Raw genomic sequence first — 16,305 nt, forward strand, 5'->3', positions numbered from 1 at the left:
TGCAGCGAGATCATGGCAACCCGATTTCGTCACGGCACCGTCTCTGGCGCACGAAATGCCCGCAGCAAGTCTTGATGTGCGGCCCATGTGCGAGCCGCAGCGATGACGTTCACCCACTGTCGACTGAGGACGAAGTGATGCCGACCAAGAACACGTTGTTGACGACCGCAGCGTTGGGTTTTGTGGCGCTCGCGGCCCTGAGCCTCCAAGCGAATGCCCAAAACCAGCCGCAGAAAGAGAAGATGATGATGCAGTGTCCGATGATGGACGCACTCAAATCACTGCAGCTACCAGCCGACGCGCCCCCAGTGCTGTTAGCCCAGGACGAACAGTTGCAGCTGACGGCGGATCAGAAAGAGCGGCTCCGGGAGATCGCTGAGACGGCCCGTCAGCAGGCCCGGGAAGTGCTCGACGAGGACCAACGTGAGCAGCTCGAAAAGGCCCCCTCTGGACCACTTTCCCCGATGCAACTCGCCCACACGCTTATGAAAGGCCAGATGGGGAAAAGGGGTGATGGGCAAGGCAAGCAGATGTGCCCGATGTGCAAGAAGATGATGGACCAGATGCAGGGCCATCAGGAGGGCAAGCACGAGCACAGCGGTAGCGGGCAGAATCGCAGCAATTCGGAAGATCGGTAACTGCGACATAGCGACGAAGGCACGCCATCGAAGAGTGCCGAGGCGGCAAGCTGCGCGAACACATCTACAGTACGCCAACGCGGATGCGTTTGCGAGCGGTCCGGTCACGCGACCGCCAGCATTCAAGCCGCTGCAAATTCATCGTTCTTGGAATTGAGATCCATGGCCAAACCGACGGCGATCGACGTACCTGCTCTCCTGGGCGAGGAAGCCGCCTCGTTGCTGGAACACCGCTGCGAGACGATTTCCAACGAGAGCCTGCACTTGCCGCATCCCGAATTCGTCGATCGCGTCTGGTCCGCGTCCGATCGCTCGCCCCGCACGCTCCGAGCTCTGCAGACGTTATTCGATCATGGGCGTTTGGGCGGCACCGGCTATCTCTCGATCCTCCCAGTCGATCAAGGGGTCGAGCACTCGGGAGGTAGCGCCTTCGCGCCTAACCCACAGTACTTCGATCCCGAGAACATTGTCCGACTTGCGATCGAAGGAGGCTGCAGTGCCGTGGCCAGCACGTTTGGCGTGTTAGGCTCGGTAGCCCGTCGGTACGCGCACAAAATCCCCTTCATCCTCAAGCTAAATCACAACGAGCTGCTGAGTTACCCGAACCGGTACGATCAATTTTTCTTCGCGCGTGTCGAAGACGCCTGGAACATGGGCTGCGTGGCGGTCGGAGCCACCATCTACTTCGGAGCTTCAGAGTCCGACCGGCAACTGCAAGAGGTTTCCGACGCGTTTCACCGCGCCCACGAGCTTGGGATGGCGACCATCCTTTGGTGCTACCTGCGAAACGAGGCCTTTGAACGAGGCGGCGTGAATCATGAACTTTCAGCCGATTTGACTGGGCAGGCGAATCATCTTGGAGTGACGATAGAGGCGGATTTCATCAAGCAAAAGCAGCCGGAGAGTAACGGCGGATACAAGGCTCTCAACACGGGCGAGGGCAGCTACGGCAAGCTCGATGAGCGGATCTACAGTCAACTGACCAGTGAGCATCCGATCGATCGGACCCGTTACCAAGTGCTGAATTGCTATGCAGGACGTTGCGGGTTGATCAATTCCGGTGGTGGCTCGGGCCAAAACGACCTGCAGCAAGCGGTACGGACCGCCGTCATCAACAAACGCGCCGGCGGCATGGGCCTGATCACCGGCCGCAAAGCCTTCCAGCACCCCATGGCCGAAGGCGTCGAGATCCTGCACGCCGTGCAGGATGTTTACCTCAGCCCTGAGGTGACGGTGGCATGAAAGTGCGTGTGGTAGCCGGCGACGACTGATGAATCATCCGGGCTAGATCATGGTGCGCCGCTTGCACGCGAATGGGGGGCGGGAACGCTCTTTTCCATCCAATTGAGCAGACGCGAGGTATTGAAGACATGATCGGCCACCAATCAACTCAGCCCCGCGGTCTGCGCTGGGCAACTGCCCCGCTGCTGGCCCTGCTGATCTGCAACCGACCCTCCGTTGCAGAAAGCCAGGACAAAACACCGGCGGTTCGCCAGTACGATTCGGCGGCAATCGCCGTCCCGGCTGGTTACACAATCGAACCGGTGGCGACCAAGCTCGACTTTCCTGTGGATATCACTTTTGGAAACAAGGGAGAGATTTATCTTGCGCTGGCCGGCGGACACACCTATGGGACCGGCCCCAAAATGGCCCCCCCTGCAAAAATTATCCAGCTGATGCCCGACGGAAGCACCAAGGTCGTCTTCGACAAAATGGTGCCGATGCAGGAGATTAAAAAAGCGGACAGCTCGGACAAGATGTCCGAAGGGCTGATCCCGCCGGTGACCGGCGTCACCTGGCATGAGGGCAAGCTGTATATTTCCCACCGCTTTCGCTACTCCGTGCTCGATCCAAAAACCGGCGACTTCAAAACGATCGTCAATGGCTTGCCTTCGTGGGGCGAGTTCCTCAACGGCAAACCGATTTTCGACGACCAAGGACGGATGGTCTTCTTTCTGTCGACTCAAGGAAATTCAGGAGTCCTGGAAGAGCACTGGATGAAGGTGATCAACACCTTCAACAAGCCAGCAGCGCACGAGATCCCGGGTGAAGATATCGAATTGACGGGCCAGAACTTTCCCGTGCCTGTCGAAGATCCATCGACTCCGAACGTCCGCGACACAAAAATGACGGGTGCCTTCATGCCGCTCGGCCAGACGGCCAAACGCGGCAAGATGGTCGGCGGCAAAAAAATCTGCAACGGCGCCTTCTTTCGTTGTCGCACCGATGGCAGCGAACTGGAGCGAATCGCCTGGGGGTTCCGCTCCAGTTTCGGCTACCGTTTTGCTCCGGACGGTCGCCTGATCTGCACTCAAAACAGCGCCAATCCGATGCCCCCCCGCGGGCTCTGGTGGGACCACGAGACCGTCTACGAAGTCGTGCAGGGCGAGTGGTACGGATGGCCCGATTTCTTTAGCGGGATCCCGATCACCGATCCGCGCTTCGAGGTGCATAAGGGCAAGAACGAGTTTGTGTTGACCGCACAAACCCACCGCCGGCTGCTCAAGGGCCAACCGCTTCCTCGCCAGCCGCTCGTGCGACTCAGTCCCCACAGTGCGGCCGAAGGCATGGTCTTTGGACGCCGCGATTTTGGGCTGTCCGAAAATTCGATTCTGGTCGCCGAGATGGGGGCGATCGTGCCGATGTTCAAGGGCAAGGGAGTCGGGCCGGGCAAAGCCGCTCCGTCCGATCCGCCGCCGGACGTCGACTTCGATTGGCCCGGGTTCCGCGTGCAACTCATCGATCTCGACAGTCGCCGCGTTTCCGACTTCGTGATCAACCGCTCCCGGCGTCCAGCCTCGGCGGCTGAGCCCGACCAGCCGGGGCCGGCCGGAGGACTGGAACGGCCAGTCCAGCTGGAATGGGGGCCCGACGGCGCGCTTTATATCGTCGACTTCGGCGTCATCCATTTCGAGCCGAAAGGAATGAACGCGCACGCCCGAACCGGTGCCGTTTGGCGTGTGACTCGGGCGACGCAATAGGAGATTTATTCTCCAGCTACGCTTGCTCTTTGCCCTCGGTTTTGCCGCGGCGGCGTTTGATCTCCTCAAAGACCTGCCCGGGCTGGAGTTTCTCGTCGCTGTGCATCACCAGATCGTAGAGGTCGTCCGGTAGGACTCGCACCACGGTCATCAGACCCTTGACGCCCATGTGCCACATCGGACGCATCCCGCGAGTCTCACGGCGATTGTTGATCTTCTGCATTTCCGCCGGAGTCATCTCCTGGCCTTGCATCATCTGCGGGTAGCCGGGGACTTGGTAACCAGGATCGGTGTGCGGAAATTTCACTTGCGGGCGCGAGTCGAGATTGCCCCGATAGCGGGCCACATCGACGTCTTCGCGAATCCGCGGTCCGACCTGTCTGACCATGTGGTTCATCATGTGATGGACCATGTGGCAGTGCATGATCCAGTCCCCAGGGTTGAAGGCGATGAACTCAAAGTCGGAGGCTTGCGCCACGGCGATCAGTTCCGTGTTGCGGGGAATCCAAGCCGATTTGGGAATCCGCGTTCCCTCGTGCCCCGTCACCCAAAAGGTGTGGCCGTGAATATGGACCGGGTGATGCTGCATGGGGCTGAAGTCCAGAATCCGAATCCGCACCCGCTCACCATGCCGACAAACCATGGGCGTGGTGTAGGGACCGCTGCGGCCATTGATCGTGTGCCAGCTCCATTCCATGGCCATCGAATCCGGAATGGTCTGATTCGGGTCGATGCGAAAATTTTGGAAGAGCAGCAGAAAGTCACGATCGACCGGCGGATCGAAAGCCACCGCGGGGTGGATAATGAAAAAGCCGACCATGCCAAAGGCTTCTTGCATCGGCATGTGCGAGTGATAGAAGAACGTGCCCGCTTGGTGCAGGTCGTATTCGTAGACGTACGTTTCCCCGGGCGGGATGGGATTTTGCGTCAGTCCTGGGACACCATCTTCCTCGACGGGCAACTCCAGGCCATGCCAGTGAACCGAGGTCGGCTCGGGCAGATGGTTGTGAACCACGAACCGCACGCGGTCCCCCTGTTCGGCCTCGATCGTCGGTCCCGGCATGCTGCCGTTGTAACCGAAGAAATCCATCCAGTTGCCCGGCAACAGCTCGCGGCGGACGTGTTCACAGTAGATGTGGAACTCTTTGACGCCGTCGACCATTTTCCAGGGTAGTTTCCCCAGATCGGGCGCTTCCACAGGGACCGGGGGCAGACCGGAGCCGCGCAGCCCCGGTACCAGTTTGCCCATATAGTTGTCGCTCTCGGGAGGCCCGCCGTAGCTGGGGCGGTAGCGCGAGTACTCCTGAAATTTTTCGGGCAGCCGCTCGCTCTGTTCCGCAGTCGCCGTGTTTGCGTTTTCAGGGGGCGGGGTGGGGGATTCGGCGGTGGGTGGCGGATCCTGTCCGTTTGCCGCGGCGGCGGTTCCTCCCGAGACGATTCCTGCAGCGGCTGCGACTGCTCCACGGCGCAGAAATTCCCGTCGGCTGTTGTCGTCAGTCATCGAGACCTCTCTCTCAGGTGTGTGACATCTAGCCGGAATTATTCATCAGCCGCCACGCGCTAGCGTCCGGTTTCTGCGGAGTTCGTGAGCACCGAACGCTAGCGCGTGGCGGCTGATCCGATCTAGCGCTCAGCGGCTGATGCGAGATCCTGGATCGAGCGCTACCAGCCATTCTAGGCGGCAGTCCATCCCGTTTCCGCCAGCCGTCCGTTCCCAGCTCTCCGTTTAGCGGTAGCACAGTGTCATACCACTCAAACGCAGCGAGGGGGGCAGCTCGAGATCGAGCTGCCCCCCTCGGCTGATTGCGGTGCCGCACGAGCCGCCTCAGCGAGGCTGGGGCACGGCGTCGATGTGTCCCGGCGGCGTCGGGTTGGGCGGATCGGCCAGCCCACCATGCAGCAGGAAGCCCATGATGCTGACCTCGTTCTCCCGCCAGATGATCAAGTTGCGGATGTATTCAACGCGGTGGATGAAGTAATCCTGTTCGGCTTGCAGGACGTCTGTCCAGGGAGCCCGATCTTCCTCATAGCTTTGCAAGCGCAGGTCGTACGCCAGCTTCGATTCGGGCAGGATCACTTGCTCGTAGTTGCGGACCTGCTGAACGGCGGTGAGATAGTTGCGATACTGCTGGGCGAGTTGCTGCCGCAGGAACAACTCGGTCCGCCGCACTTCTCCGACTTGCCGCGAGTAGTCCGCTTCGGCCTGGCGAATCGTGCCTTGGTTCCAGTCGAAAACCGGAACCTCCAGCATTACTCCGGCAGCCCCCACCGTCTGCTTGTCGACGAAGTTATAACCGGCTCCCCCTTCGACAATGATATCCGGCACCGGTTCCGCAATTTCACGGCGGATGGTGAGGCGATCCGCTTCCAGTTTGCTCCGAGCGGCACCGATCTGCGGGCTCTCCTGCAGCAAGCGGTCCAGAGCCTGATCGTAATCGATCAACTCCAGTTCTCCGACCAACGGCGTCTCGAGCCCACCCGGCGGCAGCTCAACACCGCTAAGAGCCGTCAACTCTTCAAACGCTTGATGGAAATCATTCTCCGCCATCAGGAGATTCAGGCGTTGGTTCTGCAACCTTACATTCGCTTGGTGCACCTCGGCCCGTGTCGCTTGGCCGACGTTGTACATCTCGCGAAAGGTGACGACGTTGTCTTCGGCATTCTTCAAGAGCTCCCGCTGGACCTCGACCATTTCTTGGCGACCGCGGGCCCGGAAGTAGTGGATCCGGACGTCGTTGAGCACGCGATACTGCTGGGCGAGCGCCACCCATTCCGCCGTCCGCGTGCGCGCCATGAATTTCTCGCGGCTCAAATCTAACTTATGAGCCGTGACGATCCGCTGCCGGACTAAACCGCCGTGGAATTCGCCCGGAGTGTCGTTGAGGCTGATCTGCTCGGCTTGATAGATCAACGTCGGGTTCGGCCACAGCCCCGCTTGAATCGCCTTGCCCAGACTCCCCTGCACTTGAGCGCGAGCTTGCAGCAGCGTCGGGTTGTTGCGGCAGGCGATCGCTTCGAGCTCACTCAGCGTGAGCGGCGCAACGTCGATCGGTTGGCCGCCGTACTCCATCCCCTGAGGTTGCCAGGTGACGCTCGGCGCCGGCGGGATTTCCGGAGCCGGTAGAAAGACGTTCCCGCTCTCGACTGGGGCCTGCGGTTCGGTCGACGAATAAGGTTGCTCGGGCGTGATCGCCGGCTCATCGAGCAACTGCCGCCGTGGCACGTTCGGAGCGGATTCGTCCTGAAAGTTGACCGCCGTGACCGCTGCGGTGGGGGTTGGTTCAGGAGTTGGTGCGGAAGTTGGTTCGGGGGCTGTGACCGGGGCCGAACTTTCGGCACTCGCGACCGACTCAGCCGGGGGCGAATATCCATCCGGTACCGCCGTGGCTTTCGAAAAGCCGCCGATCGGAGCCGAGGGGGACGCACAACCGACCATCGCCAAACTGACGAACACACTGGTGTGACAGAATAGACGTTTCATTCGCGGGCTCCTCCGATCGGTCCGACGGCGGGATAGGAGACTTCCGCTGCGTGTTCAGGGCCCGCTGAATGATCGGGGCCCGCCGGATAATCAGGGCCGAGCGGGTAATGGGGCACGGCGTTGCAGGATGAGCAGCCGGCTTGTCCATGTGGGGAGCGGTGATGGTGGCCCCGGTGGGAGGCGTGATGGCGAGCGCCCGCTTTGGCGTTGTGGATCCCGATCCACCACAGCGAGAGCGCTGCTCCTGGACGGCCGCACCGCCCTCCCGGGCAGTCATCAAAACCGTTGGCCGGATCGTCGTCCCACGGGTAGCTACCGTAGTAGAGGAACCCGCGGTGGGTGTCGAAGCAGGGAGCCCCTGGGGCCGGGCCGGGACACTGCAGGCAATCGCGCGGCGGAAGCATCTTCTGCGGCGGTGGCGGCAGGTATTCCGCCGGCAACGCTGCGACCGGATCGGTCTCGTCGGCAGAAGCGACCGCTGGCAACCCGCCGAGCGCGGCGGCAACCAGGGCCAGCCTAAGGACACCACTCGAAGCGAAACCGCGATGCACCACCTCCGAACTCCTTTTCGCCGTGTGGGATCGGTCATGCGGGACGAAGCGAGCAGCGGACGGTCACCGCTCCCCATTCTCCCGCCCGCTCGCGCGGTCCGATCGAAATTGCGGGACCCGCTATTCTGGTGGGTCCCTTGCATAATCCACTCTTTCGGACACTCACGTTCGGCAGCACACCGTTTCAAGCGAGATCCGTGTGGCGCCGCCGCTGGGGACGGCACAGTCCGGATAACCGGCAAATCTTGCCGTGACGAATCTGACCTTCCGCTTCTGTTGCTATCTAGGCTTCACTCGGACACAGCATTCCGCGTCGGCAGCGGACAGCCGACCGCCCGGTCGAGCCTCGCCAGTGTGCCGGCCAGCGAGGCCTCCATCCGCGCGATCTGCACCTGGTAGACGAGCAGCTCTTGGTAGATATCGATCAAGCTGAAAAAGTCGACCCGCTCGCCGCGGTAGTCGGCCGTCGCCAGCTGCAACGTTCGTTCGGTCCGCGGAATGATCCGTGTGCGATAGAGTTCGAGCTGTTGGAACAGGCCTTCCGCTTCAGCCAGCAGTCGGCGAATTCTGCCGTAGATCGCATCTTCTTCCGCTTCACGCGTGCGAGCGGTGGCCGCCCGGTTTGCCGCCGCTTCACGGACACCCGCATCGATCTTTTCTCGCCAAACAGGCAGCGTCATGCCGAGCATGAAACTCAGGTTGTCGTTGCCGTTTGCCACACCGCTGAGTGCGTCGTCTTCGGTCACCGCCGACCAGCCGACGCCGAGTTGGAAATCGGGGTACCGTTGAAGGCAGGCCAGTCGCTCACGCTCGCGGTCCCGAGCGATCTGCCACGCCAGTTCTCGTAGCTCTGGACTACAGGCGAGAGCGGCGTCAACCAGCTGGTCCAACTCCCCGGCGTTCTCCGGCAGGTTGAGCTCCCGCACGGGTTCGGGTGCCAGCTCCAGGGGTCGTTGCAACAAGGCACCGAGATCGGCCTGGGCAGCGGTGCGCTGGCTGCGAAGTCGGATCAGTTCGTCCTCGAGCCTTTCAGCCTCCAACTCCGCCCGCAGCACGTCTTGCTGCGCTCCACCGGTGCGGTAGCGGGTCTCGGCGAGTGTCACCAGGTCGCTCACCAGCGCCCGGTTGTCTTCGACGACCGCAATCGCCTCGGTCGCATACCACAGTTCGTAGTAGGCCAGCCGAACCGCTTCGGTGATCTCCCGTTCGGCCTGCTCTAACTCGGCCCGCGCGATCCCCACTTCGCGGCTGGCGATGGCCGCCCGAGCCCGCAGCTTTTCCGGCCATGGCACCTGCTGCTGAAGCATCATCTGATGCGCAATCCGCCCGCCCGCGGTTTGCAAGGCATTGTCTTCGATCGGCCAAAACGTGTTGTTCCATGTGGGGTCGGATAACGCCCGGGCCTGCGGAATTTCCTGGGTGGCGGCCGCGACCCGTAGGCGGGCCGCCGCGAGGCGAGGATGCGACTGCAAAGCTCGGGCGATGTAGTACTCCACTGGTTGCGGAGCGGGTGCATCCTGCACCGCAGTGGGGACCTGGACGGGCTCCGGTTCATTGCCATCATCGGCGTCCGGCTCCTCGGTATTGCGGGGCGGTCGTTCGTCCGACGGAGACTGGTCGAAAACGACCTGCTTGGCCTCGACGACGTGGCTGACCGGCGCGACTTGCACGTCGGGCAGAAGATCGGACTCGGACGAGGCAGCCTGGAGGCTCGGCTGCTCGAAGGAAGGCCTTTTGCCCAACACTGCGCGCCTCTCCGCACTCGTCTGACCCGTCTGGCTCGGAGGGTGGACTGCGAGGGGGATGATTTCCGGAGCACGAGGCGCACTGCAACCGCCAGCTGCTGCGGCGGCCCACATCAGGTGGAGGAAAACTTGCAGTCGGAGTCTGCGGTCTGTGGCGGCAGGCGGGTTAACAGCCTGCGGGCGACGCGGTGTCGTTTTCATGTTCAGACTCCCACCTGCTATGACCGGCGCCCCGGGCAGACGACGGATCGGATCGAGCCGATGGCAATGGCAACCGACGCCGCTTCATTCTTCCCAGCCTTCTCTTCGGGTAGGTGTAACTGCCATCTCCCGAAAAACCGCCGCCGCCCGCACAGTTTCGCTGACCGGACATAGCCTGGAAGCGCGACGGGGTTCGGAGCTACCAGCCGCCGAGCGTTTGAGACGCCACCGCGCTGCGGGCGAGACGAGCGGTCGGCTGACCGATGAAGCCGGACGGTGCCGTGTCGGCAAACCGGGGTACTGGACTGGGAACGAGAGGTGGCACGGTGCTTGCGAGATAGCGGCAACCGAACGCGCAACTTCCTCGCGGACATACTCACGGGGAGCCACGACCGCTGGTGAATTCGACAGAAGCCGACGAGGCCCTGAAGATGGCGAATGGACAGAAATTCGTGGAACGACCGATCGGAGACTATGGCATCATCGGGAACGGGCAAACTGCCGCATTAGTAGCCTCCGACGGTTCGATTGACTGGTGCTGCTGGCCGCGGTTCGACAGCGCGGCGGTCTTCTGTCGACTCCTCGACGCTAGCCGCGGCGGCTACTTTCGGATTGGGCCCACGACGCCGTCTGAAACCAGGCGGAACTACGTGCACGGGACGAACATTCTTGCCACGACCTTTCGCTCGGCGGATGGCGAGGTCCGAGTCAGCGATTTCATGCCGGCTCCGTCAGAGACCAACGGCGAGCGAGTTTTCCCCCATCGCATTCTGCGAAAAGTGGAGGGTGTGGCGGGGCGAGTCGAACTCGAAGTCGAGCTGCGCCCGACGTTCGACTATGCTCGCGCCAATGCGGAACTTGAAACCGACGGGTCCGGGGGAATCGCCCGCAGTGGCGACGAATCGCTGAATCTCCGCAGTCCGGTTCCCCTCCGCCGGAGTTCCGATGCGCTCCTAGGTCGGCAGACGGTCGGACAGGGCGACTGCATGTGGCTCGTGTTAAGCCATGGCCCGGCCCGAGATTCGGACGATCAGATGCAGTTTTCCGCGGAAGACGCGGAAGTGGAGCTCAAACGCACGACGAGCTACTGGCACCACTGGCTCGACGCAGCTCGCTATGAGGGGCCTTACCAGCAGCTCGTCCACCGCAGCGCCCTGGTTTTGAAACTACTGATCTATGAATCGACCGGAGCGCTGGTCGCAGCGCCGACGACATCTTTGCCCGAGACCATCGGCGGTGCCCGCAACTGGGACTATCGCTACACTTGGCTTCGCGACTCGGGTTTGATGCTCGACGTCCTGCAGCAGCTCGGCTACCACGACGAGTCGATGCAATTCATCTCCTGGCTGGAGCGGTTGTGGGGAGCAGGCGAAGACGGCTTGCAAATCATGTACAGCGTCGACGGCGGTCCTGCGCCCGACGAAGTGTTGCTGGATCACCTGGAAGGCTATCGCAGCTCCCGTCCGGTGAGGATCGGCAATGCTGCGGCCGTTCAGACGCAGCGAGATGCGGAAGGTCATGCCCTCGACGCGGTCGTCCTGTGTCTGGAACGCCTCCCGCGCCCCGTCCGCCCTCAGCTCTGGAACCTCCTCCGGGAACTGGCCGACTGTGCCGCTCGCGGCTGGAGAGAGCCAGATCACGGGCCTTGGGAACTGCGCGGCGAGCCGCGGCATTTCCTGTACTCCAAACTGTACTGCTGGGTCGCGCTGGATCGGGCCCTGCGACTAGCCGAAGACGTAGGGCTGGAGGGAAACCTCGAGTTGTGGCGGCGCGAACGTCAGCAGATTCGAGAGGCGATCGTCGCCGAGGGTTACTGCGAGAGCGTTGGCGCCTACACCCAATCCTTTGGGAGCACGACGGTGGACGCTAGCGCGTTGACGATGTCGCTGGTGGGATTCCTGCCTGCGACCGATCCTCGGTCCCTCTCGACCGTTGAGCAGGTTCGTGGACAACTCGGCCACCATGGCCTCCTCTACCGCTACCTCAACGACGACGGGCTGCCGGGCCGAGAGGGGTGCTTCACCCTGTGCAGCTTTTGGCTGGTCAGCAATCTGGCACAAGCCGGGCGAGTTGAGGAAGCCAAGGATCTGTTCGAACACATTTGCGGATACGCAAATGATCTCGGACTCCTCGCCGAGGAAATCGATCCTGACAGCGGTGAACTACTCGGGAATTTTCCTCAGGGATTCACCCACTTGGGCCTCATCCGGGCGGCACTTCATATCGCCGAGGCAGAGCGTGCATAATCGCGCGCAAAGCTTCGCTGCCTCCGATGCGCCGGTGGGTCTTCACCGGTACCAGAGTTGCGTGCGATAGGGGCCGTGCCGTTCGCCGGAAGCTCTGGGGACTCACTCAGCCGGTAAAGAAACGAGGTGGTCGTAGCAGCAACGCGGTATACCGCGGGGAGCACAAGCCATGGATCAGACGACCAGCGGAGAAAGAAGCGTCTCAAAACGCAGCACGGGAAAAAGTTTCGGCTTGGGAGTACTGGTGGGAGTGCTCGTCACTGTCATCGTGCCGCTCCTGGTGCTGGCTACAGGCGTAATTAACATGGGAGCGACGCAGGAACCAGGGCCGATCGAACGCAGCGTCGCTAGCCTATCCCTCAACGCCTCGGCGGCGCTCCGGGCCCCGGAGTCTGAAAACCCGTTCACCGGTGATCCGGCCGCCATCGAAACGGGAATGATGCACTTCCGCGACACCTGTCTTCTCTGCCACGGCGCTCCCGGAATTGAGCCGGAGGAATTTGCCCGAGGGCTCAACCCCGATCCGCCGGAGCTTTCGACCGTCTTGGCTGACTGGAGCGACGGAGAACTATACTGGCTGACCAAACATGGTATCCGCATGACAGGCATGCCGGCCTTTGGTCCTACCCACAGTGACGAAGATGTGTGGCGGATTGTTGCTTTCGTTCGCCAGCTTTCGGATCTTACCGCGGACCAACGAGATGTCCTGCGAGAGGCTGTGGAACAGGGACACCGGCACGGAGGTGCGAGGAACGACGCTTCGGACCAGAGTGAGGGACACCACTAAAGGAAGCGATGGATCCGGCAACTCACCGGAGAAAGCCGGTTCGACGCACGAGCACAATCAACTCCCAATCAGGGACGGCTCACGCAACGCTGGCGTCAATCTTCCAGTGTTCGAAGTCGTACTGAACTTGAAGCCGCACGGCCTCGGCGAGACACAATTGCACTTCTTCGCGCCTGCCGGCGGGAAGGCCTCTCGTATAGTGCGTGAGAACTTCCTGTTCTGCCTTCGTCAATCGCTCTGATTCCGGCCGGCTTGGATCGGCGAAAATATCTTCCACCGCGACCGCCAGACTCACGGGCCATTCCTCCGCCTGGAGGTGCTGGACTTCGGGGAATCGGGAGCATAAGTCGCAGTGCCAATGCTGCCACCGCTCATGCCTAGGTGTCTGAGCCATGGTTGTTCTCCTGCGATATCGCTCACCATCTTGGAATCCAGTCACACGCCAGAGGCAACTGCTGTGCCGATGGAGACCGCTCAATCCTGTTCCTCGACGCCTGCCTCGTGCGACATACCCTTGAACTCGCCCTGGGGCGCCGCAATCATGTGCTGACGCCGCAGTGGCAAAGAACGCTTCGTGATCAGCAGTAATCCGGCGATGCATTTCCCACCAGTCCTCCGCAGCGTCCTCGCTCCGCTGCTAGTCATCGCGACGGTGCTCCAGCCGTTTGCTATGGCCGTGGCGGGGATCGATGCCTGCGGCGCCCAGTTCAGGATTCGCAGTATCGCGAGTGACAGCTGCCGCTGCTGTACTGACGATAAGTCGCAGAGGCCTTGCCGTTGCTGCACCGAGTCCGCGCCTGCCGAGGACGCTCGCGCTGCCGAAAGGGCTCGCGCAACCAAGGCGACGCCCTCGTGCGGGCATTCAGAGGCAGCACCCAGTAAGGCGACGTGGTTTCCAGAATCCGAACCGACCCACGCACACCTGCTGACTGCTTCGGTCGACAGCTGCTCCTGCAACCCAGTCCCGCAACCAGGCAGCCAGCCCGCCCCCCACGGGTCGCGAGACAGTGATCGTTGGGAAATCGGCTTGTCCGGCGAGTGGTGGCCCGCATACGTCGCCGACGCCGGTCTCCAAGCTAGCGAACGCGTCTCTGCAAGCACGCGTCCTCACGCTGCGCACTTTGCACAGCGTCATCTTTGCGTTTGGCTGATCTGATTCGCTGAATCGCGTGCTGTGCTTCCGCGGTAGCTCTGCTGCGTTCCTCACAGGTCGCAAGCAGTCCGCAATCACGAAGAACATACGTCGCGAGTCTATGCTTCAGGCGGGACTTGAAGCTTTCGCCAGTGCGGTTACCCCGCTGAATCTCTGCACTCTCGGGTGCACTCTTATATGTTCCATCTCTTTTGCAGGAAAATTTACCATGCGTACCTTTTCATTTTCAGTACTCGCTCTGCTCACCGCCACCACCCTCGGGCTCTCCGTGGTCGGCTGTGGAACCTTAGAGACTCCCACTGCCAGCGAGGCGGAGACAGATGCGGCGGACGTAACCATGGTCAGCTTTGCCAACAAGTCGTGCCCGATCATGGGTGGCGATTTAGATACCGAACTGACTCGTCAGTGGAACGGAAAGACGGTCGGTTTCTGCTGTGACGGCTGCCCCGAGGATTGGGATGCGCTGAGCGAAGAGGAGAAAGCAGAAAAGTTCGCAGAAGCCTCGGAGGCCGAAGGGCACGATCACGGGGACCATGACCACGGCGACCATGACCACGATCATGCCCCCGCCAGTGAAGCTGCACAGGGTGAAAGCCAAGAGTCCGGAGCGTAGCTCTCGTCCGGAAACTGGTCCTGGTAGCCGGTAATCTGATCGCTGGCAGCCGCTGCAGAAGACAGCGGCTGCCACGCGATTCGTCTTAAATCGCCCCCGTGCCGGCCCTAGCGGACGTAATGGTTCCAGGCACCGTACCGCTCCAGCACTCGACCTCGCGGAATCGATAGCAGTATTGCGACAATCCCCAACACAGTCGCCGTCGCTGCATATCCGACAGACGAAGATTCGGCGAACCAGATTCCAACCGCCACGACCAGACCGATCAAGACATTCAGATAGCGTCCGATCCGCACGACTTCGCCCATCGCAATCACCGAGACGGTGACGATCAAGGCTCCGCCGAGATGGCCGATGTCTGCAGCGACACTTTTGATATCTATGCCAAAGAAGCTGGGAGCCAGCATCAGGAATGCCCCGGCCAGCGTGGCGGCACTTAAGGTCCAGGGGAAACTCATCCCCCAGACCGAGGACTTCACAACTTGCCCCGGGCGTTCGGCGAATTCAACCAACTCCGGCGAACGCTCGTCTGGCTCGCATCCCTCTGCCGTGCCTCCCTTCCAGAAGAGGGCCCACAAGGATCCTCCCCGGTCGCCTCGGCGGCGGGCTTGTTTGAGGTGCTGGAACATCGCCACGACTTCGTCAGCTTGCAACGGAATCATCGGCAGCATAATCGCAGCGGCCAGCAGACACATCGCACACCAGTGATGGACCAGCACCGGTTGAGAAATAACAAGGATCACATGAGCCAGCCCCAATGGGATGACTAAGATCCCAAAGAACGTCACCATCCAGGGCATGGTTCGCCACCGCGCGGAGCTGCCCATAAAGCCCATCAGAAACTCGATCGTGTAGGAGATGGCCCCCAAGCCTGCGTCGGATATCGGCCAGGCATGGGACATGCCGGAATTGAGCACTTTCTTTGTGCCTTGGGTGAATCCCACTAACGGGTCCCAGACGTAATCGATGTAGCCCAGCTGGAACGCAGTGAGATAACGGGAAACCATCCAGCCTGCAAAGGCTAACGCGATCATGATCCACCGCTGAGGCCAACTTGACGGGTTATAGCTCCATCCCGGAGGTGAAGCGGGCCCCATTTGCATGTACATGATCATATTGGGCATGCCGGGTATCAAGATTGTCAGCGCGACAATCCACGCTCCCACAATCGAGTCGTTGAGATACGCTCCGGCCGTCGGAGCCCAGAGAACGATCGGAGCCACCGTCAGCCAGACTCCGATGAAGCAGCATCCCCACATGCTGACAGGCCGATTTGGCCGCAATGACCGCCACCCAAGGACCAGCAGCGCGACCCCACTAAGAAGATCGCTGGCCACCATCAGCTGAGCCCGCAGGGCCGTGTGCGGCTGGTCGCTGAACCACGCGCCGCGACCGCCGCTCGGGTCCACCCACAGGTCTTCGTTCAAGTATCCGAAGGTGAACGGTGACGTAAGGAGCCACAGCCCGAGGACGATTAGCATCCAGTAAATCCACAGCGTCTTTTTGTGATGCATTTTCAGCATCTCGTGCCGCTGATCTTGGCTCATGGAGTGGTCGCCATGTCCGCCGTGCATCAATTCCATCGGTCGGGTCGCACCGCGCTCCCCCATTCCGCCCTGGGATCGATGGCCGCCATCTGCTCCGGAACCGTGGCCTGTCTGCGGCTCCTGCTGATCATGTTCGTGCTGAGGCATGAGCGTCCCTCTGGGGCTGACATAAACGTGAGCGGGTGGCGAGCCACACAACGCGCCCGACAACGACCGCGCTGGCCGCATGAGCTGAAGGCACTTCTGTCGCAAGCACTTTGGCGCGAGCAACTTGTATGCCGCGCTCCCGCGTCTGGAGGCGCCGTCTGGTCTTCAAACTCTCATGCTGCGTGTACCGGAAAATGGATGGGGCAGCCCAAATC

The 16,305-nt window shown here is 61.5% G+C and carries 12 protein-coding genes; 6 read left to right on the top strand and 6 right to left on the bottom strand.

The window, feature by feature from the left end; genetic code table 11:
- Positions 1 to 137: 137 nt before the first annotated feature.
- The 3 genes from GNK13_RS20675 to GNK13_RS20685 all read left to right on the top strand — a co-directional run bounded on the left by GNK13_RS20675 (position 138) and on the right by GNK13_RS20685 (position 3,619).
- Entirely contained in the window at positions 138 to 638 is a 501-nt protein-coding gene (locus GNK13_RS20675; RefSeq protein ID WP_164104484.1) for a hypothetical protein, read from the top strand.
- Between the two features lie 162 nt (positions 639 to 800).
- A complete protein-coding gene (locus tag GNK13_RS20680) occupies positions 801 to 1,880 on the top strand; it encodes a class I fructose-bisphosphate aldolase (protein WP_164104486.1) in 1,080 nt (359 codons plus the stop codon).
- Between the two features lie 128 nt (positions 1,881 to 2,008).
- Complete coding sequence (locus GNK13_RS20685) at positions 2,009 to 3,619, top strand: hypothetical protein (protein WP_164104488.1); 1,611 nt, start codon at positions 2,009 to 2,011, stop codon at positions 3,617 to 3,619.
- Positions 3,620 to 3,635: 16 nt separating this feature from the next.
- On the opposite strand, the gene GNK13_RS20690 is transcribed toward GNK13_RS20685, so the two are convergent.
- The 4 genes from GNK13_RS20690 to GNK13_RS20705 form a co-directional block, all read right to left on the bottom strand.
- Positions 3,636 to 5,120, bottom strand: a complete 1,485-nt coding sequence (locus GNK13_RS20690; RefSeq protein WP_164104490.1) for a multicopper oxidase domain-containing protein — start codon at positions 5,118 to 5,120, stop codon at positions 3,636 to 3,638.
- A gap of 324 nt (positions 5,121 to 5,444) precedes the next feature.
- Positions 5,445 to 7,100, bottom strand: a complete 1,656-nt coding sequence (locus GNK13_RS20695) for a TolC family protein (protein ID WP_235935372.1) — start codon at positions 7,098 to 7,100, stop codon at positions 5,445 to 5,447.
- Complete coding sequence (locus GNK13_RS20700) at positions 7,097 to 7,651, bottom strand: hypothetical protein (RefSeq protein ID WP_164104492.1); 555 nt, start codon at positions 7,649 to 7,651, stop codon at positions 7,097 to 7,099. The genes GNK13_RS20695 and GNK13_RS20700 overlap by 4 nt, the downstream gene beginning before the upstream one ends.
- A 290-nt stretch (positions 7,652 to 7,941) precedes the next feature.
- Positions 7,942 to 9,396: a TolC family protein gene (locus GNK13_RS20705; RefSeq protein WP_235935373.1), complete on the bottom strand. Its 1,455-nt coding sequence runs from the start codon at positions 9,394 to 9,396 to the stop codon at positions 7,942 to 7,944.
- Positions 9,397 to 9,995: 599 nt separating this feature from the next.
- On the opposite strand from GNK13_RS20705, the gene GNK13_RS20710 reads away from it, so the two are divergent.
- Together GNK13_RS20710 and GNK13_RS20715 are read left to right on the top strand one after the other, a co-directional pair.
- On the top strand, positions 9,996 to 11,843 hold the full coding sequence (locus GNK13_RS20710) for a glycoside hydrolase family 15 protein (protein WP_164104494.1): 1,848 nt from the start codon (positions 9,996 to 9,998) through the stop codon (positions 11,841 to 11,843).
- A gap of 169 nt (positions 11,844 to 12,012) precedes the next feature.
- Positions 12,013 to 12,630 carry a c-type cytochrome gene (locus GNK13_RS20715; protein WP_203329173.1) on the top strand — a complete coding sequence of 206 codons (618 nt, stop codon included), beginning with the start codon at positions 12,013 to 12,015 and terminating at the stop codon, positions 12,628 to 12,630.
- 79 nt (positions 12,631 to 12,709) lie between these two features.
- On the opposite strand, the gene GNK13_RS20720 is transcribed toward GNK13_RS20715, so the two are convergent.
- Positions 12,710 to 12,925 carry a hypothetical protein gene (locus GNK13_RS20720; RefSeq protein ID WP_164104495.1) on the bottom strand — a complete coding sequence of 72 codons (216 nt, stop codon included), beginning with the start codon at positions 12,923 to 12,925 and terminating at the stop codon, positions 12,710 to 12,712.
- 1,066 nt (positions 12,926 to 13,991) lie between these two features.
- Here GNK13_RS20720 and GNK13_RS20725 point away from each other — a divergent pair.
- On the top strand, positions 13,992 to 14,396 hold the full coding sequence (locus tag GNK13_RS20725; protein ID WP_164104497.1) for a hypothetical protein: 405 nt from the start codon (positions 13,992 to 13,994) through the stop codon (positions 14,394 to 14,396).
- A 107-nt stretch (positions 14,397 to 14,503) separates the two neighbouring features.
- Here GNK13_RS20725 and GNK13_RS20730 read toward each other — a convergent pair whose 3' ends face one another.
- The gene (locus GNK13_RS20730; RefSeq protein ID WP_164104498.1) at positions 14,504 to 16,090 is read right to left on the bottom strand and encodes a vitamin K epoxide reductase family protein; all 1,587 of its coding nucleotides are present in this window, start codon (positions 16,088 to 16,090) and stop codon (positions 14,504 to 14,506) included.
- Between the last annotated feature and the right edge of the window lie 215 nt (positions 16,091 to 16,305).

The organism is Candidatus Laterigemmans baculatus (genome assembly GCF_010367455.1).
Lineage (GTDB): Bacteria > Planctomycetota > Planctomycetia > Pirellulales > Pirellulaceae > Laterigemmans > Laterigemmans baculatus.